The organism is Methylobacterium terricola, assembly GCF_006151805.1.
GTDB lineage: Bacteria > Pseudomonadota > Alphaproteobacteria > Rhizobiales > Beijerinckiaceae > Methylobacterium > Methylobacterium terricola.
In genome coordinates this window covers 13,508-37,816 of the sequence record NZ_VDDA01000026.1, presented here as the reverse complement: position 1 = coordinate 37,816, position 24,309 = coordinate 13,508, and the positions used below count along the sequence as shown (strand labels likewise).

The window sequence follows — 24,309 nt, the reverse complement described above, 5'->3', positions numbered from 1 at the left end:
GGTGATTCCACACTCCTCCCAGATGGAAGAGGCTGTGGCACAGTTGTTCTGGCTGTCGGACGAGCAATGGCAGGCGATCACGCCGGTCATGCCCAACAACCAGCCCGGCGCTCGTCGCAAGGACGACCGCAGGATCCTCTCAGGCATCCTGCACGTCATCAAGTCCGGCTGCCGCTGAAAGGACTGTCCGAGCGAGTACGGTCCCTCCACCACCGTCTACAACCGCTTCAACAGGTGGTCGCGCCGCCGCGTCTGGACCGGCATGCTGGAAGCCCTGGCCAAGGCCGGATGGTCGGGCGAGGCCGCCGTCTCGACTCAACCTACGTCAAAGCCCAGCGCGCCGCCCACGGCGGACAAGGGGGGCCGCGAACAGGCGATTGGCCCATCGCGGGCAGGCCCGACTACCAAGATCCACGTCCTCACCGATGTGATCGGCCGCCCCAGCGTCATCCACCTCACGCCCGGCACCGCCAGCGACGTGAAGACCGCCCCCGCCGTCCTGGAAAAGGCGCCCGGTCGCGTGCGCCGGCTCATCGCCGACAAGGGCTACGATGCCGGTTGGCTGCGCCAGCACCTGCACGAGCAGGGCATCAGCGTGGTCATTCCCGGCACCCGCGCCCGCAAGCGCAAGATCCGCCTCGATAAGCGGCGCTACCGTGACCGCTGGCGGATCGAAATAGTCCTTCCGTAATTGGCAAAAGCGTCCGCGCTCGCCGTCCGGGCCGACGGGTACCACGTAGCGGATCTCGACCTCAGCCTCCACGACCCGGTCGACGAGCAGTTCCACCACTCGGCGGCGTTGCGCGAAGTCGGCGCCGGCCAGACCATCCTGGAGGCGACGGCAGAACGCCTCGGCCGATCCCGCCCAGTTGGCCAGTTGCGCCTGTCTGTCGACTTGGCCTTCCAATTGCTCGGCCTGCGCCGCGAGAGCCTGCGGGTGCTCCTCCGCCACGCGACGGCGGCGCTGGTATTCCGGCAACGGGATGATCCCCTGTAGGTAGGCCTCCGTCAGACGATCCACCTGCTGCTCGAGCCCACGGCGCCCCTTCCGCAGCTGATCGCGCCGGGCCTGCAGATCCTGCGGCAGCCAGCCGCCGCCATGGGCCCAGGCCAGGGCCGCGGCGATCTGCTCGGGCTCTCTCAGCAGAGCACACAGATCCTGCCAGACCAGCGCATCGAGCTGATGGGCCGGTGCGTAGCGCGCCGGGCAGGGCTACGCGCGGCCGCTGCGGCGCGGATGCCCTTTGGCGCGGCATAGATAGTCGTCGTCGCCGGGATGGATCGTCCGGTACAGGCAGCTCGACTGGCAGACTCCGCAGCTCACCAGGGCGCGCAGCAGGGAGCTGTACCGGGTGTTGTGGCGTCGGGCGAAGGCGCGGTTCTGCGCCAGCTTGGCCTGCGCCTGCGCGAACAGCGCGGGGCTGACGAGGGCCGGGACGGTGGCGACCGGCAGCCACTGCTCCGCCGGTACCGGCACCGACGTGGTCGAGGGGCGTCCGATCGGATGCGTCGCCGAGCGGCGGATGCGCGGGGGTCTGCTGCGCCACCGGCCGGCGAAGACCTGGCCGGTATAGACCGGGTTCGTCAGCAGGCCGCGCAGCGAGGCCGAACTCCAGCGGGGGCGGCCTGTCGGCGAGGCGATGCCGAGAGCCCGCAGATGGTTGGCCAGGCCGAACAGGCTGGCCTCCTCCTCGATGTAGCGGGCGAAGACCTGCTGGACCATGGCGCCCTCGGCCGGCTCCAGCCGAACCCCGGCCGGGGCGCGCGGCCGGTCGGGATCGAGCCGATACCCGTAGTGCGCTCGGGTCCAGGGAAGCAGGCTGCCGGCACGCAGGCGCATCTGGCGTCCTCGCCGCATCCGTTCCGCGATCAGCGTGCGCTCGTACTCTGCCACGGCACCGCGGATCTGCAACAGCAGCTGGTCGTGCGGATCCCGTCCGATCGGACGATCGAGGAACGTCACCTCGCATCCGAAGCGTTCGAGTTCCAGCGCCATGATCGGCATGGGGTATCGCGCCACCCAGGCGGAGCTCGCCCGCCGCGCCGCCTGGCTCGCTGAGGCCAAAGCTGCCCGACCGCCGTTGCGCTGGGATCGCGAGCGGAAAGAGTGGACGTTGGACTGAGGTTTTGAACCCTGCCAATTCTAACCGGGCAACCTCACGAACGGCCTTGCCGGCCGGAGGGGCGTGCGGCGACCAGGGCGCGGATCCCGTCTGCGACGGTCTTATGGACCGGATTGTAGACGAGCATGCCGAGTTCTGGCTGCCCGTCCACCGCGAAGGCCGAGTATTCCAGCTCGATCTCGCCCAGGGTCGGGTGCTGCAGGCGCTTGACCCCGTCACCGTGGACCCGGACGTCGTTCTCCCGCCAGAGCGCCTCGAATTCCGGGCTCGTGCGGCAGAGCTCCTCCACCAAGCGGCCGACCTCCGAGGTGGCGCCGGCCCTCGCCGCGTCGGCCCGGAACGCGCCGACCACGAAGCGCGCCACGCTGTCCCAGTCGTGCTGCGCGCTCCGCACCCGCGGGTCGCCGAACATGCGGCGCAGGATGTTTCGCTCGCGGAACGGGACCTCATCCCAGTCGGTCAGCACCACGGCGGCGGCCGCGTTCCAGGCGATGACGTCCCAGGTCGCAGTCTTCACCAGCGCAGGGCTCGCCTCGAGCGTGTCCAGGAGGCGCTGCAGGCGCGGTGTCACGCCTTCGACGGGCCGGTAGCGGACCTCGGGCGGGCGCCCGAGCCCTAGCATGAACAGGTGCTCGCGTTCCGGCTCCGTCAGCATCAGTCCGGAGGCGATGCGGTTGAGCACGTCCGCGGAGGGGGCCCCGCCGCGTCCCTGCTCCAGCCACGTGTACCAGGTCGCGCTGATGTTCGAGCGCTGGGCGACCTCCTCCCGGCGTAGGCCCGGCGTCCGCCGACGCCCGGAGAACCCGAAGGCGGCCGGGTCGAGCCTTGTCCGCCGATCCCGGAGGTAGTCTCCCAGCAGGTTCTCCGAGATGGACGGCATCGCGATCCTGTTGGTGATTATACCGGGATGAGCTCACTCCTTTAACCGGATGCGGGCTGGCGCGACAATGAGGTTCCACGCCACTTCGGACAGGCACTCCATGCGCGTATTCCTCACCGGCGCGACCGGCTTCATCGGCTCGGCTATCGTTCCGGAACTCCTCGCCGCCGGCCATCAGGTCCTCGGGCTGACCCGCTCGGCGAAGGGCGCCCAGGCGCTCCGCGACGCGGGGGCCGAGCCGCACCTCGGGAGCCTGCAGGATCTGGACAGCCTGCGCAGCGGCGCCGCCGAAGCGGACGGCGTGATCCACACCGCCTTCGACCACGACTTCACGCACTTCGTCGCCAATTGCGCGAAGGACCGGCGCGTCATCGAGGCCTTGGGTTCCTCCCTCAAGGGCTCGGATCGACCTCTGATCATCACCTCCGGAACTGGCTTCGGCAGCCCCGCCCCGGGCCTGCCGGCGACCGAGGACGTCTTCAACGCCGAGTATCCGAACCCGCGGATCGCCTCAGAACTGGCGGGCGCCGCGTTGTCGGAGGCGGGCGTCAAGGTGTCCGTGGTGCGGCTCCCCCAGGTGCACGATACGGTCAAGCAAGGCCTCGTCACCTACCTCGCCGAACTGGCCCGCCGGAAGGGCGTCTCGGCCTATGTCGGGGACGGGACGCACCGGTGGTCGGCCGCTCCCGTGCTCGACGTCGCCCGCCTCTACCGGTTGGCCCTGGAGCAGCAGGAGGCGGGTACTCGCTACCACGCGGTCGCCGAGGAGGGCGTCCCGACCCGCGCCATCGCGGAGGCGCTCGGCCGGGGGCTGAACCTGCCGGTCGCGTCCGTGCCGCCGGAGGAGGCGGCCCGGCATTTCGAGTGGCTCGACGCCTTCGCCGGCATGGACATGTCCGCGTCGAGCGCGTGGACGCGGGACCGATTGGGCTGGCATCCGACGGGACCGGGGCTGATCGCCGACATCGAAGCGATGCGAGACCGCGACGTTGCACACTGAGAACGCTTCGGCGAGACCGCAGCCAACGTCGACCCGGCTGCCCGGGGCCGCCGGCCCATGGAACCGATGCCTTGGGAGCCGCCCTGCCGCCGTCAGCTCCTGGGCACCTCCATGCCGCGCTCGACCGGCTGGGAAGCGAAGAGGCGGATTTCGACGTCGTGTTCTCGGACGTGGTGATGCCGGGCATGGGGGGCCTCGCCCTCGCGAGGGAGATGCGGCGGCGTATGCCCCACATCCCCGTGCTCCTGGCCTCCCGCTACAGCCACGTGCTCGCACAGAACGACCAGCACGGGTTCAACCTAGAGCATTGCCCGATCAGGCTGAAACGTAGCAGTCTGTCTGGTAGCCTTCTGTATCAAGGTAGCTGCGACACTCCTGCGGGGTGAAGGCTGCGAAGGCTTGGCGGATCGCAGCATGCAGGTCTTCGACCGTGCGCGCGGCTGCGGTGCGCAGCAAGGTTTTGAGTTTGGCGAAGGCCTGCTCGATCGGGTTGAATTCCGGGCTGTAGGGCGGCAGGTACACCACCCGCGCGCCCGCCGCCGCAATGGCCTCGCGCACGCCCGCTACCTTGTGGGCCTGGAGGGTGTCGAGGATCACCGTGTCGCCGGGCTGGAGTACCGGGACCAGGGTGTCGGTGATGTAATCCAGGAAGCGATGGCCGTTGGTGGCGCCCTCGAAGATCGCCGTCGCGGTCAAGCCGCTCGTGCGCAAGGCCGCCGTGACGGTGGTGGTCTTGTAGTGCCCGCACGGCATCGGCAGGCGACAGCGCTGGCCGCGCGGGGCCCATCCGTAGCGACGTGCCATCCGGGTCGAGGCTGCCGTCTCATCAATGAATACCAGACAGTCCGGATCGAGATCGAGTTGACCCTCGAACCACGCCTGGCGCGCCTGCGCTACGTCCGGACGGTCCTGCTCGGCGGCGTGGAGAGCCCCTTTTTTCGGGTGATGCGATGGCGGGCCAGGAAGCGCGACAGGCTGCGGGTGCTGGTGGTGACGCGCTGCTCGGCCAAAGCGTCGCGCAACTCCGACAGCACGATGTTGCCGCGCTCCTTGCACAGCCTCAGGATCCGCGGGGCGTGAGCCTCGATGACCTGCGAGCGCTGGTCTCCGCGCATCGGCTTGGGTCGGACGTGGCCGTCCTGGAGATGGCGGGCGTGCCAGCGACTGACGCTGGCGGCGCTGACGCCGAACCGCTCGCCAGCTTGGCGGCAGGACGCGCCTGCCAGGACGGCAGACACGACGCGCTCACGCAGACCGACGGACAAGGGTGAGGTCATCGCTGGCTCCTTCAGCCAACCAACCCCCTAACCAACTTCGCCTTTGCAGGCCGATCGCACAGCGCCTTAGGGCGTCTCTGCAAACTCGCGTCAGCCAGAGCATGGTCATGCCGAGAGTGACCATGGCGAGGTCGTTGGTGGCGCGCTTCTCGTAGCGGGTGGCGATGCGGCGATACTGCTTGAGCCGGTTGATCAGCCGCTCGACCTTGTTGCGTTCCCGGTAGGCGGCCTTGTCGAAGTCGGGCTGACGCGGCTGATCTTTGCGGGTCGGGATCGCCGATCAATCCGGCCCAAGGTCCCGAAGCTGGCGGCCCTCATGGACACGGCGGAGACCGACGTGGTGGCCTACATGGGCTTCCCAGCCGCCCATCGGGCCAAGCTGCACTCGACCAATCCGTTGGAGCGCCTCAACGGCGAAATCAAGCGGCGCACCGAGGTCGTCGACATCTTCCCCGACGAGCCCTCGATCCGCAGGCTCGTCGGCGCGATCTTGCTGGAGCAAAACGACGAATCGGCCGTGCAGCGTTGCCGCTACATGACCCTGGAAAGCATCGCCCCGATCGGCGATGATCCTCCCGTCAGCCTGCCAAACCTCGCAGTCCGACCAGTCCGGCCCTGCCGGTCATCGTGGTGGACCACACGCAGTTACACCACGCTACGGGACACGATCTTTTCGAAAGCTGAGATCAGCTTATCAAGATCGTCAATTTCGGGTCGCCAACCCCAATCGTGCCGCGCCTGGGAGTCGCTGAATTTGCTGTACGTCGCGCGCGGCCCGTTCTCTCGTTCATACTTGACAGTGAATTCGGGGAAACGACGGACTAAAGCGGCCTCCATCTCCAGCGCTGAAGTTAGATTTTGAATTCCTGCTAAATTGTAGACCACCCGCCCGACACGTTCGGCAGGTGCGTTCATGATTTCCAAGGTCCCGCGGACCGCGTCCGACACGTGGAGGAAGGCTCCGAGATCGGATGGGGAGGCCTGCGCAACGTGAGCGCGGCCTTGGATGGCGTCCTCGATCATCAATGGGGCCCAATGTCCCGCCGTGCGCACCCCCGGCGCCATCATCGTGGGGTAGCGCAGAGCCCGGAAATCCAACCCGAACTTCGCTCTGTACCAGCGGCCGACACCCTCGCCGTAAAGCTTGCCGGATCCGTAGAATAGTGTCGGGCGCTGGACGGTGAAATCGTCTACGACGTCGCCGGTGTCGAGGCCGTAAGTACCGCGACTGCTGGCGAAGAAGACCTGCTTAACGCCGAGAATACGGGACGCTTCGAGGACGTTCATCGTTCCCTGCACGTTGATCTGATGCGACTCCCAGTGATTGCTTTCGGATACGACACTGAGCATCGCGCCGAGATGGAAGATGCGCTCGATGCGGTGGGTCTTCATGACGTCGAGCACCTCGCTCATGTTGGCGACGCTGCCGCGCCGGAACGTCACGAGATCAGGTCGGTCGATCGTGCGATGCAGGTCGATGATATCGACCGCGACCACGGTCTCTCCCCGGGCCGCGAGCGCGTCGACGAGTCGCCGCCCGATATGGCCGCCGGCACCTGTGATGAGGATCGTCATTGTCAGGTCTCGTATCGCGTTGGGACGTGCTTACGGGAAGCCGTAGAGCTGACCGGGGTTGTCGACGAGCACGCGGTGCCGCTCGGCGGGATCGAGGACCATGTCGCCGAGGAGGTCGACCAGGAGACCGTCATCCGGGATCGGGCCGTCGAGCTTGGTGTGCGGCCAGTCCGTGCCCCACACGGCGCGGTCGCCCGCCTGCGCCACGAGGGATTGCACGAAAGGGATCGTGTCAGTGTAGGGGGGCCCTGCACGCGTGGCGCGGTCGCAGCCGCTGATCTTCACCCAGACGTTCTCGTCCTCGAGGAGCCGCAGCAGGGCGATGAAGCCCGGCTGGTCCAGCCCGGCCGAGGCATCGGGATAGGCCATGTGGTCGATCACGACGGGCACGGCCGAACGATGGATCGCCGCGGCGCAATCCGGGATCTGCTCGCCGTTGATATGAAGCTGGAGATGCCAGCCGAACCGCGCGAGGCGGTCCCCGAACCGCACGATGTCGTCGATGGTCTCCGTCCCCGGCATCGTGTGCGTCAGGTGGAAGCGCGCTCCCCGGAAGCCGTGAGCGTTGAGCCTGGCCAACTCGGAGTCGGCGACGTCTAGCGGCACGAGGGCAATACCGCGATGATTGCCTGGATCGGCCTCGATCGTCTCGATGGCGGCGGCGTGGTCGTAGCCGTGATTGAGGGTCTGGACGATCACCGCGCGATCGAGGCCGAGATGACGCTGAAGCGCCAGGAAGACGTCCTTGGGCGCATCCGCCGGGGCGGCGTCTCGCGGGACCGCATAGGGAAAGGTCGCGGCAGGACCGAAGATGTGACAATGGGCATTGCAGGACAACGGCGGAAGCGTGAGCCGGGGCGAGCGCGGTGTCATGCTGAAGGTGGGGCGGGCGCTGCTCATGAGGTGGTCCCTCCGTCCATCGGTTCCTGAGGACCCGTGTTCCGGCCTCGCTGAGGCGCGGCACGATCCGAATGTCAGCGCCCGACGAAGACGGGCCTGCGCTTCTCGTTGAAGGCCCGGACGCCCTCGCGACGGTCCTCGGTAGGAACCATGCGGTTATAGGCCTCCACCTCGAACAGCATGCCGTCGGCGAGGCTCAGGCCCAGCCCGTGGTGCATCGCGCGCTTGGCTTGGCGGATCGCGATCGGCGCATTCGCGGCGATGGCCGAAGCGGTCTCGATCGCGTCGGACACGAGGGCGGCAGGATCGCAGAGGCGGTTCACCATTCCCCAGGCGGCGGCATCCTCGGCCGCGAAGGGGTGTCCCGTCAGCAGGAGTTCCTTGGCGCGGTGCTCGCCGAGAGCGCGTGGCAAGGTCTGCGTCCCGCCCGCCCCCGGCATGATGCCGAGCGTCACTTCCGGAAGGGCGAAGCGCACGCCCCGTGCGGCATAGATGAAGTCGCAGGCGAGCGCGATCTCGCAGCCGCCGCCGTAGGCCGAACCGTTCACGGCTGCAATGAGCGGCATCGGGCAATCGATGAGCGCCTTCACCATGCGCTCGAAGATCAGGTGCTGCGCCTGCCAGGCCGCATCGGTGAGGCCGTTCCGTTCCTTGAGGTCGCCGCCCGCGCAGAAGGCTTTCTGTCCGGCGCCCGTGAGGACGACCGCACGGCAGAATTCCGGGCTTGCGGCAATTTCAGTGAAGAGGTCGAGCAGATCGAGGCCCATTCGGGTGTTGAGAGCATTTGCCGCGGCCGGCCGGTTGAGCGTGACGAGGAGAACGTCATCGGCGGGTCGGGCCAAGGTGATTGTCTCGTAGCGTTCCGACATTGCGCCCTCCCTTTGCGCCGCGGCGGGCGTGGTCTCGTGATCGGATGGCGTGGTTTCGTGATCGGATGCGGCCCCGGAGCATGATGCGGAGCAAGAAAAGCGGCTTCCCGCACTCCTCATGTGTCGGTGCAGTGCGAGAGCCTGTTGCTGTCCGCGTTGAGCCAGCACCGTGTTTTTAGTAGCTGCGCGGCAGACCGAGCACGTGCTCGGACAGGTAGGCCAGGATGAGGTTCGTCGAGATCGGGGCGACTTGGTACAGGCGTGTCTCACGGAACTTGCGCTCGACGTCGTATTCCTCGGCGAAGCCGAAGCCGCCATGGGTCTGGATGCAGGCCTCGGCGGCGGCCCAGGATGCCTCGGCGGCCAGAAGTTTGGCCATGTTGGCCTGCTCGCCGGGCGTCCTTCCGGCCTCGAACAGGCGGCAGCCTTCCCGCACCATTAGCTCGGCCGCCCGCATCTGCGCATAGGCGCGCGCGATCGGGAACTGTACGCCCTGGTTCTGGCCGATCGGCCGCCCGAAGACGGTGCGCTCCTTGGCGTAGGCGACCGACCGCTTCGTGAACCATTTGGCGTCGCCGATGCACTCGGCGGCGATCAGCAACCGCTCGGCATTCATCCCGTCGAGAATGTAGCGGAAGCCCTGGCCCTCCTGACCAAGCAGGTTCTCGGCCGGCACCTTCAGGCCATCGAAGAACACCTCACAGGAATTGTGATTCATCATCGAGCGGATCGGCCGGATGGAGAGGCCGTTGCCGAGAGCGTCGCGCATCTCGACGATGAAGGTCGATAGGCCGGCGGTCTTTTTGGCAGCCTGATCCTTGGGCGTGGTTCGGGCCAGGAGCAGCATCAGGTCCGAGTGTTCGGCTCGGCTTGTCCAGATCTTCTGGCCATTGACCACGTAATGTCCGCCCTCGCGGCGCGCCGTGGTGCGCAGAGCCGTCGTGTCGGTGCCGCTCGTCGGCTCGGTGACGCCGAAGGCCTGGAGCCGCAACTCGCCCGACGCGATCTTCGGCAGGTAGCGGCGCTTCTGCTCCTCCGAGCCGTGCCGGAGGATCGTCCCCATGATGTACATTTGGGCGTGGCAGGCGGCGCCGTTGCAGCCCTCTTCCTGCACGGTCTCAAGGATTGCGGCGGCGGCGGAGAGGCCGAGGCCCGATCCGCCGTATTCCTCCGGAATGAGAACCGATAGGTAGCCGGCCTCGGTCAGCGCCTGAACGAACTCGGTCGGGTACCCGCGCACCGTGTCCAGCTTGCGCCAGTACTCGCCAGGAAAGCGCGCGCAGAGCTTGCGCACCTCTTCCCGGATCTCCGCGAGACTGTCGTCAGGTTCGTCTGCGATGTCGTTCACGTTCGCCTCTAGGAGTCGTTGTTTCTCGAAAGCACGTTGTTTTTTCGGAAACAGCAACGTGCTCTGTGCCTTTGTCAGCGCACGATGCCTTCGGAGAGCCGGTTTTTCCTTCTCCTCATCATGCTCCGATGGCGGACGGCGCTCAGGCCGGGCGCATGTGGCTGCTGGCCTCGTCCTCGATCCGCTGCCAAATCTCGATCGCCATGGGGTTCTCGGCTTCCTCGAGGATGTGGCCGACGAGGCCGATGGCGCGCGCCATCACGCCGAAGCCGCGCACGATCCGCCATGGGAAGCCGAATTCGCAGCAGAGCGCCCCGAGCGCGCCGGTTGCGTTCAGGGTCAGCGGCTTGCCCGAGGCACGCTCCGCTTCAGCGTGGATGCGTTGGATGAGGTCGACGTAGCGCCCGGCCATGCCGTTCTCGGCCGCGATCGCGAAAAGCCGCGGCGTGCGCGGGTCGACTGGCTTGTGGATTGGGTGCCCGAAGCCCGGCAGGATCCGCTTCTCGGCCCGGTACCGGGCGACGGTCTCGCGGGCGACGGCATCGAGGTCCGCATCGGCCTCCTCGGGCATGATCTCGTAGAGCAAGCGGGCGGCGCCCTCCATGCTGCCGACGAAGACCGTTCCCAAGCCGCACAGACCGGCCGCGACGGCGGCCTGAAGCGACTCCGGCGCCCCCGCATAGGTCATCCGGGCCGCGATCGCCGAGGGCGTAATGCCGTGCTCCACCAACGTGATGACGACGGCGTTGAACACCGCCGATTGCTGGGGCGTCGGCATCCGGCCAGTGAGCTGCAGGAACGCCATGTCCCCGAGGTTGATGTGGCCCAGGATTTCGTCCGGCAGGCTTTTACCGCGGACGGTGATCCGGTCGGACGTGCTCCAGGCGATATCCGACTGGATTGGTTTCGGGGTTCTGACCACGCGGCGTTCCTCTGCTCGTCGTTGAGTCGTCGTCGCCGCCGCTCAGCGCGGCAGCACCAGCGCGGGCCAGTCCGCTCCCTCGAACCGGTAGCCCTCGCCCTCACGGCGGACGTAGCCGCAGTGGGGAGCTCCGAAATGCATCGGCATGATCAGCGCGTTGCGTTCGCTGGCCCGGGCCAGAAGCGCCGCGCGACTCTCGCGCGCCTTGTCAGGGAAGATGCAGTAGCGGGTGTTCAGCTCCGGCCGGGTGATCTGGAGCGGGCTGTGGAACACGTCGGCGCTGAACAGGCCCTCCTCGCCGTTCGAGCGCAGGCGGTAGCTCAGCATGCCGGGGCTGTGACCCGGCACCGGCTCGACCGCAAGGCAGCCCGCAACCTCCCGCGTGTCGTCGCCGATGAAGTCGACCAGGCCCGTCTCGACGAGGGGCAGCAGGCTGTCGCGGAAGGCATTGTCGATGATGGGATCCGGGCCCTTGGCCAGGGCCGCCTGGAAATGGTCAAAATCGGTCCTCGGCACCAGGTAGCGTGCGTTCGGGAAAGTCGGGACCCAGCGCCCGTCGACCTCGATCGTGTTCCAACCGATATGGTCGCTGTGCAGGTGGGTGTGGACCACGTGAGTGACTTGGTCGGGGGCCGCACCTGCGGCCTCGAGCCAGGGCAAGACGAGGCCATTCAGATTGTTCATCCGCGCCGCGCCCCGCGGTTTGCCGTTGCCGACGCCGGTGTCGATCACGATGACGTTGCCGCCCGCATGCACGATCCAGAGCTGGATCGTGACGATCAGGCGGTTCATGCGCGGCACGTAGTGGTTGGGCGCGAGCCAGCGCGCCTCGGCGTCGAGTTCCGCCTGCGGCAGGTCGGGGAACAGGAAGGCCGGGTCGTGCGTCGGCCCGGAATATTCGAGGACGCGGGTGACGCGAGCGTCGCCGATGGTGCGGGACTGGATCATGGGGTTCTCCCGGGCGGGGCGACGGTGTCGTCAGGAGTCGTCGCGGACGGGGCAGGCGCACACGGCGGGCCGCGCGTCGAAGCCCGCATGCCAGGCCGCCAGCTTAGGACGCCGGTCGCGCCACCCATCGTCTGCGAAGCGGAAGTCGACGTAGCCGAGGGCCGTACCGATCGCGACATGGCCGATGTCGTACGGGCGGGTCGTCAGCAGCGCGACGTCGCTCTCGAGCCGGTCGAGCGCCGCCGCCGTCTTGCGCTCGTTCGACACGACGATCTCGGGCGAGCGGCGCTCCTCGGGCCGCAGGCGCTCGATCAGCCGCATCATCAGCACGTCGAGGAGCCCGTCGCCGAGGGCCTGGTTGCGCAGCGCGATCAGGCGCTCACGGCCGCCCTGCGGAAACAGCCTGGGGCCGTCGTGCAGCGTGTCGAGGTGCTCGCAGATCACGCGGTTGTCGTAGATCGCCGTCCCGTCGTCGAGGACGAGCGTCGGCAGCTTGTTCAGCGGGTTGTCGTCCCAGAGGTCCTCGGCCGGCGCGAAGGGCGAGACGGTGGTGCGGACGCAGTCGAGGCGGCTCCCGAGACCCATCTCGTGGGCGGCGATCAGCACCTTGCGGACATAGGGCGAGCGTGGCGACCAGTGCAGCTTCATGTCGGTTCACCTGTGGTGTTCGAGCCGGGCGTCACTCAGCCGCCGGTCGCGGCCAGGAAGCCGTTGAGCGAAGCGGCCACCCGCTCGGGAGTCTGGGTCGCCATGAAATGCCCCGTCTCGATGGCCTCGAAGCGGGAGCCGGCGACGGTGCGCGACAAGGGCTCGATGAGTGCGGGCGGGCGCAACGGGTCCTGCGTGCCGGCGAGGAAGAGCGTCGGCAGACGCAGGGCGGCGATCTCGGCGGCCATGTCGAGCCCTGACAGCATGCGGTAGATCGCGGCGTAGCTGCCCGGATCGTTCGCGAGCCAGCGCGCCCGGAAACGCCGATAGCGCGAGGCATCGCTCCGCAGGCTCTGCGGATAGGACCGGGCGAGATCGTCGTCGGCCACGCCGATCATGCCCTCCCGCTCGACCCGGTCGGCATGGGCGTGGATGGCGGGCCGCCGCTCCTCCGGGATCCCGGTGGCGGGACCGAGAGCGGCCACGGCTCTGACTCGCCCAGGGTGACGCGCCGCGACGTGCAGCGCGATGGCGCCGCCGACTGCGCCACCTGCGACCGTGACCGGATCATTCCGGCCGAGCGCGTCGAGCAGAGCGACGACGTCGTCGGCCATCGCGTCGAGGCTCGCTGTGCCGCGCAGCTTCGTCGACAGGCCCGCCCCGCGGGTGTCGTAGCGCAGGACAGCCCGGGAGCCCTGCAGGAGTGGCAGGACGAGGTCCCAACCCTCGAGCGTGCCGCCCATCTCGTGGATGAGGACCAGCGTGCCCGCGCCGGATCCCGTCAGCTCGTAGCGCAGGCCGACGCCGTCGGTCTCGATCCAGTTCATCGTCATCCCTCCTGTCGATCAGGCGGCCGCAGGGCTGCTCTCGTCGCTGCAGCGTCGCGTTCCGGTGGAGCGGCAGAGCGCCCGCACCTGCCCGGCACGCCCCGGCGCAAGATGTCGTTGCATCAGAACAGCTCCATGAGCCTGGCATGGTCCGCGAAATCGGCCGGCACGCCGCGCTCGATCACCTGACCCGATTTCATCACCACGACGCTGTCGGAGATCGCGAAGGCCTCGCCGACATTCTGCTCGACCAGCAGGATCGTCATGCCGCGCTGCTGCTGCAGCGCGCGGATCGGAGCCATGAGGTCCTGGAACAGCTTCGGTGCGAGCCCGATCGAGGGCTCGTCGAGCAGCAGGATGGAGGGGCGCGAGAGCAGCGCCCGCCCGATCGAGACCATCTGCTGCTGGCCGCCGGAGAGCTGGCCCGCGCGCTTGGTCCAGAATTCCTTGATGCGCGGGAGGATGACTAGGACCTCCTCGGTCCGGGCCGCCGCCTCGCCGCCCTTGAGGCCGGCGGACCACAGGGCGAGCCGGAAGTTCTCCTTGACGGTGAGACCCGGGAAGACGCCGCGTCCCTCCGGAACGTAGGCGATGCCGGCAGCCGCCATGGCGCTCGGATGCGGTACCAGCTCCGTCCCGCGCAGGCGGATCGTTCCGCCCGTCGGCGGATGCAGTCCGAAGAGCAGCTTCAGCAGCGTCGACTTGCCAGCGCCGTTATGCCCGATCAGGCACAGCACCTCGCTCTCCGGCACGGAGAGGCTCAAGTCCGACAGGACCGGGCGGCCGCCATAGCCCGCCGACAGTCCCGCCACCGCGATCGCCGGCACGAGGCCAGCGGGCGACGGAGCGGGACCGGACGCTCGAAGCCGGCCGAGGGCTTTATCGACCGCAGGTTTCATCGGCGCGGCTCCCCGAAATAGATGCCGATCAGCTCGGGATCCCGGAGGATCGCGGCCGGCTCGCCCTCGGCCAGCTTGCGACCCCGGTCGAGAAAGGCGATCCGGTCGGCGAGTTCGGTGACGATGTCGAGATTGTGCTCGATCAGGCAGACCGTCACGCCGGCCGCGACGGCCTCCTTGAGCAGCGCGACGAAGCGGGCGCGCGAGACCGGATCGAGGCCGGAGGCCGGCTCGTCCAGCAGCCAGATCCGCGCCTCCGTTACCAGAATGCGGGCGAGCGAGAGGAACTTGGTCTCGGCATAAGACAGGTCGACGGCCCGCGCCCCTGCCAGAGCCGAAAGTCCGGTGCGTTCCAGCGCCGCCTCGGTCTTGTGGAGCCGGGCCCTCGCGGCGCGGCGGCCGCCGGGCTGCCAGAGCCAAGCGGTCGGCTCGAGCGCCGACAGGACATTGTCCCGCACCGACATCCGGCCGAACAGCCGTAGATCCTGGAAGCTGCGCGCGATCCCGAGCCGCGCGATCGTATGCGGCCGCTCCCCCCGGATCGGGCGGCCGGCGAGCTGCACCTCCCCCGCATCCGGGCTGATATGCCCGCAGATCAGGTTGAACAGAGTGGTCTTGCCCGCGCCGTTCGGGCCGACGAGGGCCGTGACCACGCCCTCGACCAGGTCCATGTCGACGGACTGGATGGCCTTGACCCCGCCGAACTCTTTGGAGAGCCCGCGGACCGACAACAGCGACCCGGGCATCAGCGGCGTCCCGTCGACGGCGCGGCGAGGCCGGCCGGGCGGAAGATCATGAGGAGCGTCATTGCCAGCCCGTAGACGAGTTGTTGCACGGTCCCGATCTCGGTGGCCGGAATGAACGGGATGAATGACAGGACGGCGGGCAGCAGCAGCAGTAGCAGCGTTCCGACGAGCGGCCCCAGCAAGGTCCCGGCGCCGCCGATGATCACCATCGCCATGAGCAGCACGGACTGCTCGAGCGTGAAGCTCTCGACGTTGATGAAGGCGAGCTGGAACGCGAAGAGTGTTCCGGCCACACCGGCGAGACTGCAGCCAATCGCGACCGCGATTGTCTTCAGAGCCGGGACGTTCTTGCCGAGGGCCTCTGCCGCGCTCTCGCTGTCGCGAATGGCCATCAGGCCGCGGCCGAAGCCACCGCGCATGAGGATGGCGATCGAGACAAGGGAGAGGGTGAGAGCGCCGACGCACACGGCCAGGAAGCGCCACGGTGAGGAGACATCGATCCCGAGCAGGCTCGCGGGCGGGATGCCCACGAGACCGCCATGGCCGCCGGTCAGGCTATGCGCCTCGCTGAAGACCGTGACCGCCAGCATCTGCAGCCCGAGGCTCGCGGCGACGAAGTACTCGCCGCGAACCCGAAGCGCCGGCAGGGCGAGGCAGAGGGACAACAGCCCCGAGAGAAGTCCCCCCGCCAGGGAGGCGAGCAGAACGTCCGGCACGAGGTTGAGCGCGACCTGGGCCCCCGCATAGGCGCCGACGCCGAAGAACACGGCGTGGGCCACGCTGAAGATGCCGGCATAGCCGATCAGCACGTTGAGGCTCGCGGCCAGGATCCCGAAGATCGTGGCGAGCGTCGCCAGGTTGAGGAGGTAGGCCGTCATCGTCTCACCGCCTGCCCGAAGAGCCCGCTCGGGCGGAAGAGAATGAATGCGAACAGCACCAGGAAGCCGGCAGCCTCGCTCCACTGGGTGTCCAGAACCGCGATGATGAGGTTCTCGGTGATGCCGAGCAGCAGGCCGGCCAGGGCCGCCCCGCGCAGGCTGCCGATCCCGCCGACCACAGCCGCCGCGAGGCTGATCAGCACCACGTGGGCGCCGGCGGCCGGTTCGATGCCGCTCGTCGCCGCCGTCAGGATCGCGCCCGGGACGGTCATCGCCGATCCGATGCCGAAGGCGAGGGCCGACAGACGGCGGGAGGAGAGGCCGAAGGCGCGCAGCAGCTCCGGGTTCTCCGAGAGGCCGCGCAGGGCGACGCCGGCATCCGTCCGGTCCAGGAACATCGTCACGAGCGCGAAGAGGGCGACGGCGACCCCGATCGCGATCCAGAAGACTGGGGCGACGTAGAGTCCAGGCAGGATCTCGCTGGCGCGGGTGAGCGGCGTCGACACCGAGACCGAACCGCGGCCGACGCAGAACTGGATCAGGTTCTGCACCACGAGGCTCGCCCCGAAGGCGGCGACGAAGACCGTGAAGAACGCTCCCTCGTGCCGCTGGATCGGCCGGTAGACGAAGGCATCCATGAACAGACCGAAGCCGATCGCCACGACGAGGGCGAGCAGGCACGAGACCGGCCAAGGCAGGCCCGCCTGCGCGCCGAGGACGAACGCATAGCCGGCCAGCACGAAGGTCGCTCCATGCGCCACGTGGAACACCCGGGTGGCGCCGAAGATCAGCGCGAACCCGGCCGCCGTCAGGCCGTAGAGGACACCGGTCTGGATGCCGGAGGCGAGGAGTTGCAGGATCAACATCGCTTCAGGCGACCTCCGCGGGCATGGAGCGGCGCGCTCATCATGGTGTTCACCTGTCGGATCCGGTGGGCCGTCACAGGAGAGGGTCAGCCGATCTTCTCGCTCCGGCCGCCGTGCACCCGGCTGATCTGGATGGCGCTCGACGCGCTGGCGTGCTCGTCGAACGTCACCTCGCCGCCGGCGAGTTGGAACGTCCGGACCCGCATCAGCTCGGCCAGCAGGGTCTCGCCCGTCACCGGCGTCCCGGCCCGTTCCAGGCCCTGCGCCAGCATCGCGAACAGCATCAATCCATTGTAGTAGTTGAGGGCGTAGGTGACCGGCTCGGCCTTGTACTTGGTGCGCCAGCCCTCCACGAAACGCTTGATCTTCGGTTCGTTCGAGGTCCAGTCGGCGGCTTGGCCGGTGAAGATCATGCCCTCGCTCTCCGGCTGGGCGACGATCGACGGCAGGTTGCCGACGGAGTAAGTCACGAATTGCTGCGTGATGCCGTTGTCGCGCAGCTGTTTGGCCATCTGCGAGAGCTGCGTGCCGATCGGGGTCGCGAAATAGACGGCGTCCGGTTTGACGTCGCGCACGCGCGCGGCAATGGCTCCGAATTGCTGCTGTGTCGGAGGCACGCTGAAGGCGCCGACGAGAGTGCCGCCCTGCTTCGGCAGTCCGGCGGCGAACTCCTGGTTGATGCTCTGCCCGAGAGGATCATCGACGTAGATGAGGGCGACGCGTTTCAGCCCCTCCTTCGCGAGCCAGGGCAGGATGGCCGTGACCTCCTTGTTGGCGAGCGGGATGATGTTCACGAAGTAGGGCGATAAGGTCGCGAGGTCGGGGCCGACCCCGCCACCATTGATCATGACGACCTTGTTGCGGCCCCCGATGGGCGCCGCTGCTTTCGATACGCCGGTGAAGCCGAGGAGGACGTAGGACGCCTTGTCCACGGTCGCGAGGCGCGTCATGCCGACCGCTCCGCCCTGCGGCGTCGCCTGGCTGTCCTGGCTGCGGAGCTCGATCGGGCTCTTCAGCATCCGGTCGGCGGTGATGTGATCGAGGGCGAGCTGGACCGCGTTGGTATAGAGCGTCCCGAACTCGGCATTGCTGCCGGACATCGGAAACAGGGTGCCGACGATGTGGCTCTGTGTCTGGGCGAAGGCGCGCCAGGCGGCAAGCGTCGCGGCGCCCGATGCGAGGAAAGTACGGCGCTTCATCATGAGCATTTCCCCTTGTTTTTTGTGTCGACCGGCTCTGCCCAGCCTTGTCCGCCAGGACGGTCGCCGGTCCGGCGACGCATAGACGCTTCACCCAGTCCCGGGCGGGATCGTGTGGCGCGATCCCGCCCGCGTCACGATGCGGGCGACAGCGTCGCCTCGGTCAGTTCCTGAAGGTCGTCGAGGGTCAGGCCCGGCACCATGTCGAGGACGCGGAAGCCCCCCGGAGTGACGTCGAGGACCGCGAGGTTGGTGTAGACCCGTGCCACCGCGCCGATGGCGGTGAGCGGGTAGGAGCAGGCGCGCACGAGGCGCGGACGGCCCTCCTTCGTGGTGTGCTCCATGGCGACCCAGAGCCGCCGGGCACCAACGGCGAGATCCATCGCGCCGCCGACCGCCGGCGCCGTGTCGTGCTCCGAGGTGGCCCAGTTCGCGATGTCGCCGGTCTCGGCCACCTCGTAGGCGCCGAGCACGCACAGATCGAGATGGGCCCCCCGGATCACCCCGAAGCTGTCGGCGTGATGGATGTAGGAGCCGCCCGCGCGCAGGGTGACGTATTGCTTGCCGGCATTGATCAGCCACGGATCGACATGCGCCGCGTCGGGCGCCGGTCCAATGCCGAGGATGCCGTTCTCGGCGTGAAAGATGACCTCGCGCTCGATCGGGACGTGGTCGGCGACGAGCGTCGGCACGCCGATCCCGAGGTTGACGTACCAGCCTTCCGGGATGTCGCGCGCAATGCGCGCCGCCATCTCGGTGCGGCTCAACGGGGTCCAGCTTGCGGTAGGTCGGGACATCTCACGCTCGCTGTCAGAGAACCGGGTCGCCGTGGGGCAGGTGCACGACGCGGTCGACGAAGATGCCGGGCGTCACGACCGTCTCTGGATCGAGCTCGCCGAGCTTTGCGACGTGCTGGGTCTGAACGATGGTGAGGCGGCCTGCCATCGCGACAACCGGATTGAAGTTGCGCCCTGCCGCCCGGTACCGGAGATTGCCCCACCGATCCGCCTGCCAGGCCTCAACCAGCGCGACATCGCCGGGCAGGGCATATTCGAGCACGTGGATGCGGCCGCCGACCTCGCGGGTTTCCTTACCCTCGGCGAGGCGCGTTCCAACGCCGGTGGGCGTGAAGAAGGCCGGCACGCCTGCTCCGGCCGCGCGCATGCGCTCGGCGAGCGTGCCCTGAGGAACGAGTTCTAGCTCTAGCCGACCTGCCCGGTAGAGGCTCTCGAAGATTGTAGAGCCAGCGATGCGAGGAAAGCTGCAGATCAGCTTACGCACACGCCCGGCCTCGAGGAGCCGCGCGAGGCCGACCCGGCCGTAGCCGGCATTGTTGGCGACGACCGTTAGATCCTTCGCACCAGTCTCGATTAATCCCTCGATCAGGTGGGTGGCTTGGCCGACGGCCCCGAAACCGCCAAGCAAGATGGTCGATCCATCCTCGATGCCGTGCAGCGCGTCGACGACTGAGGCGACGAACTTATCGATCATGTCGGCACGCCACCGGCTCGATGCACGCGAGGGCGCTCGCGCTCCTCGTAGTGCCAAGGACGGCTGGGCACGATGCCCCATGGAATGCATCGACTCGCAATGCTGCTGCCCTCCCCAGGATCGAGCGCCATCGCAAAATGTCCGCTGTACGGACAATTGTTCGTATGATAGAACGCCAGTGGCAGGATGAAGTCAATCCGGGTGCAGACCGAAAGCGCACGACCATGTCACGAGGAACGCGAAGCGAAGGACGGGAGGGAGGCTCCGGCGCAGGGATGCCGCCCCTCGTGTCCGGTGAGGAAGGGCGGCGTGAGCCGGATTTCGTGGAAGCGCTGGCGCGAGGGCTGAACGTGCTCGCGAGCTTCAGCCCCGAGCATGGAGGGCCGCGCCGCGGACGGATGATCCTCTCGGAAGTGGCGGCGCGCACCGGGTTGAGCCGGGGGACGGCGCGGCGCCTGCTCTTGACGCTGCGGTCGTTGAACTACATCGATACAGATGGTCGCTTCTTCTGGCTCACGCCGAAGGTGCTGCAGTTCAGTAATGCCTATCTAAACCCGTTGGGCCTCGGCGATGCGGCCAAGGCCATCATCCGTGACGTGACCAACGCGTTGAACGAGTCGTCGTCAGTCGGCGTTCTCGACGGACCGGACGTAGTATACGTCGCCCGCTTCGAGGTTCGCAGGCTGTACTCGTCCGGGATCGATGTCGGCACGCGGCTGCCGGCCCATTGCAGCTCCCTGGGACGCATACTGTTGGCATCTCTGCCACATGAGCAGCTTCAGCACTGGCTCTCCCAGCATGAACTCAAAAAAATGACGCCCAAAACAATCGCGGAAGTGTCGCGCTTTCACGAGGAGCTGGCAAGGGTAAGAAGCCAGAAATACGCGATCATTGATGAAGAGCTCGAAATCGGGATCAGGTCGGTTGCTGTGCCGATTGTAGGGCAATCCGGCCGCACCATCGCATCCCTGAATGCGAGCGCATCGACGGCCCGCATTAGCGTCGATACACTGGCCGATGTTTTCGTGCCCCGGTTGCACGTCGCAGCTGGCAATCTCTCCGCTATTATGGATTGGTAATCGCATACTGCGAGAGCGGCTGCGCCTCGCTTGCAGGTCGACCCTGGAGCAAGCCTCAGTGAAGATCGCAGATGCAATATGTGATCCCAACGCAGATTTTCGCAATATCGGGTCGTGTGGCCGAACGTGTGAAGCTGAGGCTCGCCCACCATGGTGCACCGCATGACGGACCACACTCTTGCCGTGTCGGATCGCCGAGCGCGGCGATGGCGAGAGAGGCCGCTGTGATAGCCATAGCTTACCATAAGCGGAGGCTAACCCAATGGCTAGGGTCAGGACTCGATCAGCACCAGAACGCGATGACGGCGAGCCACCATAGCGGATCGCAGGCGCGGTGCTCCGAGCTCCGTTCGTTATTCCGGCCGTCCATAGGGGCATACCCTAACGAATTTTGAGCGTCGTTTTAAGCAGCGCGGGTATAGACATCCCGACGGCCTCTCTGTTGCTATTCAGGATGCTCGAACGACGGCGGCGAAGGAGATTATCCTAAAATTAACGGATTCGCCCGAGTTTTCACACAGCCTGCACTCGTTGCGGACCCTGGCTGCAGTCGACGCGCTTGTGCGCGGATAAGCGGTTCGTTTGAGGGGGTCGGCTTGCATGCCGCGCTGAGCAGCCTACTGCGCCCTCTCAGCGCGGCCAACAGGGTAACCATCGTCAAGCTCAACCCGGATCGCAAAATCGTAACGGTCGATGTCCAGTGCAATATCAAGATCAGCTCGCGGGAGATGCGGGCGCGTCGGATCACCAAAGTAGGATGCCTCGCGGCTCGCTAAGATCATCTGCCTGGCCCCCTCGACATGTCCGGGACGGCCTTCAATGAGGTTGCGCAGGTGAAGCGCGCAAATCTCATCCTCATCGGTACGCACGACGGCGTTGTTTCCCATGGCGACGAGCGTCACAGCGGCGGGCGTGCCACGCACTAGTGCGCGGGCTGTCGCGCTCGCGGTCACCAACGAAGCTGCGTAGAGCCGCGTCGCTTGCGCAGCCGCAACGATCCCCTGCGTCCCCGCCCCGGTCCGCTGCGCGATCGCGCAGCCTGCCAAGTCAGCCGCCGATACCTCGTAGGGCGAATTACCGAAATCAAAGCCAGGCGGCGCCCGCCCGCCGATCTCGCCCATACACAGCTGCACCCGCCCCTGTGCACGGAGAGCCAGAGCCTCGTCTGCCGATCCAACCATGACGACCTCGGATGCACCCTTCGCCAAGGCGACAGCTGCCGTGGTGAATGCGCGGAATACGTCGATGATAGCGACGTGCCCGCGAGCGCGTCGTGCACCATCCAATAGGCTCTCGATCACGATGTCCATGAGCTGGAACTAGCCCTCATTCATCACCGACCTTAGCTCATCGACGTATACGCCGGCTACGCTTCAGGGAGTCCGTTGGTCATTCCGACCGTCCATAGGGGCATACCGCAGTGGCAATGGCACGACCCGCCAAATACGTCCGCAAGGGTTGGAAAATCCAACGGACAGAAACCAAACGGACATCACCCGAGCGGACAGTACGGCGCAGCCCCGACGCAGGCTACTCGGCCGGCCGCTGCCACCCGGTCCGCTCGAGCGTGTCGATCAGCGTCGAGCGGGCGATCTTGAACGACCGACAGACCGAGGCCTTGCTGGCGCCACCGTCGAGCGCTGCCGTGATCTGCTCGAGCTGCTCACCGCCGATCGTCGGGGGTCGGCCGCCACGGCGCCCTCGGCGCTTGGCTGCTGCGAGCCCGGCGACCACACGCTCCCGGGTGAGCTGGCGCTCGAATTGCGCCAGCGCCCCGAACAGCGAGAACAGCAGCTCGCCGTGCGGTGTCCCGGTGTCCATCGCCTCGGTGAGCGAGCGGAAGGCGACCCCGCGCTTCCGCAGGTCGCCCATGACCTCCAGGAGGTGTGGGAGGCTGCGGCCGAGCCGGTCGAGCTTCCACACCACGAGGGTGTCGCCCGCCTTGAGATAGGTGAGGCAGGCCTTCAGCCCGGGCCGGTCGTCCCGGGATCCGGAAGCGTGGTCCTGGTAGAGGTGCCGGTCGTCGACGCCGGCGGCCATCAGCGCGTCGCGCTGGAGGTCGACCGACTGGCGCCCGTCGGCCGTCGACACCCGCATGTACCCGACCAGCATGTACGGAAACCCCTCCAAACCCGTTTCCGCACATAGCATCAATCCGACAGGGTTTGTCGCGCATTTTCCCCGTCGAGGGCTGGCGTGCGGCCGGGTTGCCGTAGCCGCTGTCGGCAAACACTTGTTTTTCGTGCACCAGAGCCTGGGATACGGAATGGTCGCATGGGGTTGAGGAGCAGCAGTTCGATAGTGTCAAGGCTGAACAGTAGGGGCGGATACAGGACTGCCGTCCGAGGGCGGACATGCGCATTGGCATTCCAAAAAATCAGATCCTTGCATCCTCCGCTTGGCAGTGCGGCTTGCTTAGTTTTTGGGAAGCGAAATCGAAATTCTTCGAGCATGGCGGTCGACCCGTCGTCGTTGGTAACGTATCGGTAGAAGAAGAACTGCAACGCTCAGAACGATCGCCATCACCGCGCTGGCAACAAGGTCGACGACGCCGTCGGTGGCCAGGGCTGCGACGAGGCACGCGCCGATCAGGAGATTGATCCCGACGGGCCCCGGCCAGACCGGTGGCAGGGATGGCCGAGGCTTCATTGCGCCCCCTCCGATCGACCGTTCGCGTCGACGGGCGTTTTGAGGCGGAAGTGATGTCGGCTGGTCACGTGACGGCCGACCCAGAGATAGAGGCCCGTCACGATCACCACAATCGTCGCCAGATCCAGGACCGCCCAGAGCAGCTTGAGCGGGAGGCCGCCGTAATTGCCGAAGTGGAGCGGCTGCGACAGGAACACGGCCTGCGCGTACCAGGGCATCGCGGCGTGAGCCGCGATCCGGCCGGTCTGCGCATTCACCAGGACGATGTCGAGCAAGCGTCCGGTCAGCGGCGTCGCCCCGGCGAGGAACACGGCATAATGCCGGTCACTGCTGACGGCCGTTCCCGGGTAAGCAATGAAGCGAAGGGTCTTGCCCGGTGTCGTGGCCAGTGCGACCGCCGCCGCGTCGGCGACCGGTATCCGCCGACCGGTGGCCGGCAAGCTTCGATCGTGAGCCGTCATCGCGGCGAGCTGGTCGCGCTGCCACAGCTTCAGCATCAGGTCGGCCCAGGTGTTTACGGTCCCGGTCCCGGCCACGAGCATGGCCCAGCCGAGCGTGGTGACGCCGACGAGGTTGTGCCAGTCGAGCCAGTAGATCCGCCGGGTGCGGTCGCGACGCACCGTGCCGTAGGGCAGCTTTCGCATCGCCGGCCCATACAGAATGACCCCCGATACGATCGCAAGGGCGAACAGCACGCCGATCAGTCCGAGGAAGAGTTTGCCGCCGAGGCCCAGGAACATGTCGACGTGCAGCTTCAGCAGCCAGGCGATCGGGCTCGGCCGCAGCTTGGGTTCCTGGACGACGCGCGCCACCCGCCAATCCATGGCGAACAAGCTCTCGGGGGGCGAGGTACGCAGGTCCCGGCTGAGGCTGACGAAGACGAGGTCCGGCTCATCGCGATCGATCAGCAGGAACTGTGGAGCCTCCTTCGGTCGCAGCGTCTGTGCCGTCTCAACGAGCCGGTCGAGGGGGAGATGCGGTGTGCCGGCCGCCAGGACCGGCAGTTCCGGCGCGGTGCCGAACGCCTCGTCGAGCTCGTGATAGAAGATCAGCGGCAACCCGGTCAGGCACAGCATCAGCATGAAGGCCGTGCTGACGACGCTGCTCCAGGTATGGATACGCGACCAGAGCCGGCGGCGTGGCCCGCTCTGCGGCCGCCGCAGGCGGATCGTCATCAGACGTTGG

At 67.2% G+C, this 24,309-nt stretch carries 25 protein-coding genes and 4 pseudogenes; 7 read left to right on the top strand and 22 right to left on the bottom strand.

Going from position 1 to position 24,309, the window contains the following annotated elements; all coding sequences use genetic code 11:
• Position 1 precedes the first annotated feature (1 nt).
• The 3 genes and pseudogenes from FF100_RS38100 to FF100_RS30200 all read left to right on the top strand — a co-directional run bounded on the left by FF100_RS38100 (position 2) and on the right by FF100_RS30200 (position 997).
• Complete coding sequence (locus tag FF100_RS38100) at positions 2-178, top strand: transposase (protein ID WP_246102549.1); 177 nt, start codon at positions 2-4, stop codon at positions 176-178.
• Between the two features lie 15 nt (positions 179-193).
• A pseudogene (locus tag FF100_RS30205) lies at positions 194-691 on the top strand (IS5 family transposase); the annotation flags it as partial.
• Positions 692-997 carry a hypothetical protein gene (locus tag FF100_RS30200; RefSeq protein WP_139039656.1) on the top strand — a complete coding sequence of 102 codons (306 nt, stop codon included), beginning with the start codon at positions 692-694 and terminating at the stop codon, positions 995-997.
• A gap of 216 nt (positions 998-1,213) precedes the next feature.
• Here the strand turns inward: FF100_RS30200 and FF100_RS30195 are convergent, their stop codons facing one another.
• Together FF100_RS30195 and FF100_RS30190 are read right to left on the bottom strand one after the other, a co-directional pair.
• A complete protein-coding gene (locus FF100_RS30195) occupies positions 1,214-2,020 on the bottom strand; it encodes a recombinase family protein (RefSeq protein ID WP_139039654.1) in 807 nt (268 codons plus the stop codon).
• Between the two features lie 137 nt (positions 2,021-2,157).
• Complete coding sequence (locus tag FF100_RS30190) at positions 2,158-3,003, bottom strand: helix-turn-helix transcriptional regulator (RefSeq protein ID WP_171070393.1); 846 nt, start codon at positions 3,001-3,003, stop codon at positions 2,158-2,160.
• A gap of 100 nt (positions 3,004-3,103) precedes the next feature.
• Between FF100_RS30190 and FF100_RS30185 the strand changes: the two genes are divergently transcribed.
• Both FF100_RS30185 and FF100_RS30180 read left to right on the top strand, forming a co-directional pair.
• Positions 3,104-4,003: an SDR family oxidoreductase gene (locus tag FF100_RS30185; protein ID WP_139039650.1), complete on the top strand. Its 900-nt coding sequence runs from the start codon at positions 3,104-3,106 to the stop codon at positions 4,001-4,003.
• A 116-nt stretch (positions 4,004-4,119) separates the two neighbouring features.
• Positions 4,120-4,389: pseudogene (locus FF100_RS30180) on the top strand (response regulator); the annotation flags it as partial.
• Here FF100_RS30180 and FF100_RS30175 read toward each other — a convergent pair.
• Together FF100_RS30175 and FF100_RS30170 are read right to left on the bottom strand one after the other, a co-directional pair.
• Positions 4,319-5,280, bottom strand: a protein-coding gene (locus tag FF100_RS30175) for an IS630 family transposase (protein ID WP_139039648.1) whose coding sequence is annotated in 2 segments (ribosomal slippage) — positions 4,319-4,944 and positions 4,944-5,280 — 963 coding nt in all. Because the reading frame shifts where the segments join, the coding sequence is not laid out codon by codon here. The pseudogene FF100_RS30180 and the gene FF100_RS30175 sit on opposite strands and share 71 nt — an antisense overlap.
• A gap of 88 nt (positions 5,281-5,368) precedes the next feature.
• A pseudogene (locus FF100_RS30170) lies at positions 5,369-5,554 on the bottom strand (transposase); the annotation flags it as partial.
• 9 nt (positions 5,555-5,563) lie between these two features.
• On the opposite strand from FF100_RS30170, the pseudogene FF100_RS30165 reads away from it, so the two are divergent.
• Positions 5,564-5,869, top strand: a pseudogene (locus tag FF100_RS30165) (transposase); the annotation flags it as partial.
• A gap of 56 nt (positions 5,870-5,925) precedes the next feature.
• On the opposite strand, the gene FF100_RS30160 reads toward FF100_RS30165, so the two are convergent.
• From FF100_RS30160 to FF100_RS30090, 15 genes are all read right to left on the bottom strand, one after another.
• Entirely contained in the window at positions 5,926-6,855 is a 930-nt protein-coding gene (locus FF100_RS30160) for an NAD-dependent epimerase/dehydratase family protein (RefSeq protein WP_139039646.1), read from the bottom strand.
• A 30-nt stretch (positions 6,856-6,885) separates the two neighbouring features.
• The gene (locus tag FF100_RS30155; RefSeq protein WP_205825069.1) at positions 6,886-7,755 is read right to left on the bottom strand and encodes an amidohydrolase family protein; all 870 of its coding nucleotides are present in this window, start codon (positions 7,753-7,755) and stop codon (positions 6,886-6,888) included.
• Positions 7,756-7,829: 74 nt separating this feature from the next.
• The gene (locus FF100_RS30150; protein WP_139039644.1) at positions 7,830-8,624 is read right to left on the bottom strand and encodes an enoyl-CoA hydratase/isomerase family protein; all 795 of its coding nucleotides are present in this window, start codon (positions 8,622-8,624) and stop codon (positions 7,830-7,832) included.
• 175 nt (positions 8,625-8,799) lie between these two features.
• Positions 8,800-9,963, bottom strand: coding sequence for an acyl-CoA dehydrogenase family protein (locus tag FF100_RS30145; RefSeq protein WP_139039692.1), 1,164 nt, complete (start codon positions 9,961-9,963; stop codon positions 8,800-8,802).
• A 151-nt stretch (positions 9,964-10,114) separates the two neighbouring features.
• Positions 10,115-10,894, bottom strand: a complete 780-nt coding sequence (locus FF100_RS30140) for a citryl-CoA lyase (RefSeq protein ID WP_139039642.1) — start codon at positions 10,892-10,894, stop codon at positions 10,115-10,117.
• Between the two features lie 42 nt (positions 10,895-10,936).
• The gene (locus FF100_RS30135) at positions 10,937-11,842 is read right to left on the bottom strand and encodes an MBL fold metallo-hydrolase (protein WP_139039640.1); all 906 of its coding nucleotides are present in this window, start codon (positions 11,840-11,842) and stop codon (positions 10,937-10,939) included.
• A gap of 30 nt (positions 11,843-11,872) precedes the next feature.
• On the bottom strand, positions 11,873-12,490 hold the full coding sequence (locus FF100_RS30130; RefSeq protein ID WP_139039638.1) for a glutathione S-transferase family protein: 618 nt from the start codon (positions 12,488-12,490) through the stop codon (positions 11,873-11,875).
• A 35-nt stretch (positions 12,491-12,525) separates the two neighbouring features.
• Positions 12,526-13,317, bottom strand: a complete 792-nt coding sequence (locus FF100_RS30125; RefSeq protein ID WP_171070392.1) for an alpha/beta fold hydrolase — start codon at positions 13,315-13,317, stop codon at positions 12,526-12,528.
• A 122-nt stretch (positions 13,318-13,439) separates the two neighbouring features.
• Positions 13,440-14,216 (bottom strand): ABC transporter ATP-binding protein, encoded by a 777-nt coding sequence (locus FF100_RS30120; protein ID WP_139039634.1) that lies wholly within the window; start codon positions 14,214-14,216, stop codon positions 13,440-13,442.
• Positions 14,213-14,962 carry an ABC transporter ATP-binding protein gene (locus FF100_RS30115; protein WP_139039632.1) on the bottom strand — a complete coding sequence of 250 codons (750 nt, stop codon included), beginning with the start codon at positions 14,960-14,962 and terminating at the stop codon, positions 14,213-14,215. The genes FF100_RS30120 and FF100_RS30115 overlap by 4 nt, the downstream gene beginning before the upstream one ends.
• Entirely contained in the window at positions 14,962-15,840 is an 879-nt protein-coding gene (locus FF100_RS30110; RefSeq protein ID WP_139039630.1) for a branched-chain amino acid ABC transporter permease, read from the bottom strand. Before FF100_RS30110 ends, FF100_RS30115 begins: the two co-directional genes overlap by 1 nt.
• Complete coding sequence (locus tag FF100_RS30105; RefSeq protein WP_139039628.1) at positions 15,837-16,706, bottom strand: branched-chain amino acid ABC transporter permease; 870 nt, start codon at positions 16,704-16,706, stop codon at positions 15,837-15,839. Before FF100_RS30105 ends, FF100_RS30110 begins: the two co-directional genes overlap by 4 nt.
• A gap of 86 nt (positions 16,707-16,792) precedes the next feature.
• A complete protein-coding gene (locus FF100_RS30100) occupies positions 16,793-17,905 on the bottom strand; it encodes an ABC transporter substrate-binding protein (protein WP_205825068.1) in 1,113 nt (370 codons plus the stop codon).
• 134 nt (positions 17,906-18,039) lie between these two features.
• Complete coding sequence (locus tag FF100_RS30095) at positions 18,040-18,702, bottom strand: 3-oxoacid CoA-transferase subunit B (RefSeq protein ID WP_139039624.1); 663 nt, start codon at positions 18,700-18,702, stop codon at positions 18,040-18,042.
• 13 nt (positions 18,703-18,715) lie between these two features.
• Entirely contained in the window at positions 18,716-19,393 is a 678-nt protein-coding gene (locus tag FF100_RS30090) for a 3-oxoacid CoA-transferase subunit A (protein WP_205825070.1), read from the bottom strand.
• Between the two features lie 278 nt (positions 19,394-19,671).
• Here FF100_RS30090 and FF100_RS30085 point away from each other — a divergent pair, with 278 nt between their 5' ends.
• Positions 19,672-20,475, top strand: a complete 804-nt coding sequence (locus FF100_RS30085) for an IclR family transcriptional regulator domain-containing protein (RefSeq protein WP_171070391.1) — start codon at positions 19,672-19,674, stop codon at positions 20,473-20,475.
• A 617-nt stretch (positions 20,476-21,092) separates the two neighbouring features.
• On the opposite strand, the gene FF100_RS30080 is transcribed toward FF100_RS30085, so the two are convergent.
• From FF100_RS30080 to FF100_RS30070, 3 genes are all read right to left on the bottom strand, one after another.
• Positions 21,093-21,785 (bottom strand): 2-phosphosulfolactate phosphatase, encoded by a 693-nt coding sequence (locus FF100_RS30080; protein ID WP_139039618.1) that lies wholly within the window; start codon positions 21,783-21,785, stop codon positions 21,093-21,095.
• Positions 21,786-22,005: 220 nt separating this feature from the next.
• Positions 22,006-22,587: a recombinase family protein gene (locus FF100_RS30075; RefSeq protein WP_139039616.1), complete on the bottom strand. Its 582-nt coding sequence runs from the start codon at positions 22,585-22,587 to the stop codon at positions 22,006-22,008.
• Between the two features lie 533 nt (positions 22,588-23,120).
• Positions 23,121-24,299: a PepSY-associated TM helix domain-containing protein gene (locus FF100_RS30070; protein WP_139039615.1), complete on the bottom strand. Its 1,179-nt coding sequence runs from the start codon at positions 24,297-24,299 to the stop codon at positions 23,121-23,123.
• Positions 24,300-24,309: the final 10 nt, after the last annotated feature.

Coding starts and splice junctions, on each gene's coding strand:
- FF100_RS30190 (WP_171070393.1), bottom strand. CDS start 3,003: ATGCCGTCCATCTCGGAGAACCTGCTGGGAGACTACCTCCGGGATCGG.
- FF100_RS30185 (WP_139039650.1), top strand. CDS start 3,104: ATGCGCGTATTCCTCACCGGCGCGACCGGCTTCATCGGCTCGGCTATC.
- FF100_RS30160 (WP_139039646.1), bottom strand. CDS start 6,855: ATGACGATCCTCATCACAGGTGCCGGCGGCCATATCGGGCGGCGACTC.
- FF100_RS30155 (WP_205825069.1), bottom strand. CDS start 7,755: ATGAGCAGCGCCCGCCCCACCTTCAGCATGACACCGCGCTCGCCCCGG.
- FF100_RS30150 (WP_139039644.1), bottom strand. CDS start 8,624: ATGTCGGAACGCTACGAGACAATCACCTTGGCCCGACCCGCCGATGAC.
- FF100_RS30135 (WP_139039640.1), bottom strand. CDS start 11,842: ATGATCCAGTCCCGCACCATCGGCGACGCTCGCGTCACCCGCGTCCTC.
- FF100_RS30130 (WP_139039638.1), bottom strand. CDS start 12,490: ATGAAGCTGCACTGGTCGCCACGCTCGCCCTATGTCCGCAAGGTGCTG.
- FF100_RS30125 (WP_171070392.1), bottom strand. CDS start 13,317: ATGAACTGGATCGAGACCGACGGCGTCGGCCTGCGCTACGAGCTGACG.
- FF100_RS30120 (WP_139039634.1), bottom strand. CDS start 14,216: ATGAAACCTGCGGTCGATAAAGCCCTCGGCCGGCTTCGAGCGTCCGGT.
- FF100_RS30115 (WP_139039632.1), bottom strand. CDS start 14,962: ATGCCCGGGTCGCTGTTGTCGGTCCGCGGGCTCTCCAAAGAGTTCGGC.
- FF100_RS30110 (WP_139039630.1), bottom strand. CDS start 15,840: ATGACGGCCTACCTCCTCAACCTGGCGACGCTCGCCACGATCTTCGGG.
- FF100_RS30105 (WP_139039628.1), bottom strand. CDS start 16,706: ATGTTGATCCTGCAACTCCTCGCCTCCGGCATCCAGACCGGTGTCCTC.
- FF100_RS30100 (WP_205825068.1), bottom strand. CDS start 17,905: ATGAAGCGCCGTACTTTCCTCGCATCGGGCGCCGCGACGCTTGCCGCC.
- FF100_RS30095 (WP_139039624.1), bottom strand. CDS start 18,702: ATGTCCCGACCTACCGCAAGCTGGACCCCGTTGAGCCGCACCGAGATG.
- FF100_RS30085 (WP_171070391.1), top strand. CDS start 19,672: ATGCCGCCCCTCGTGTCCGGTGAGGAAGGGCGGCGTGAGCCGGATTTC.
- FF100_RS30080 (WP_139039618.1), bottom strand. CDS start 21,785: ATGGACATCGTGATCGAGAGCCTATTGGATGGTGCACGACGCGCTCGC.
- FF100_RS30075 (WP_139039616.1), bottom strand. CDS start 22,587: ATGCTGGTCGGGTACATGCGGGTGTCGACGGCCGACGGGCGCCAGTCG.
- FF100_RS30070 (WP_139039615.1), bottom strand. CDS start 24,299: ATGACGATCCGCCTGCGGCGGCCGCAGAGCGGGCCACGCCGCCGGCTC.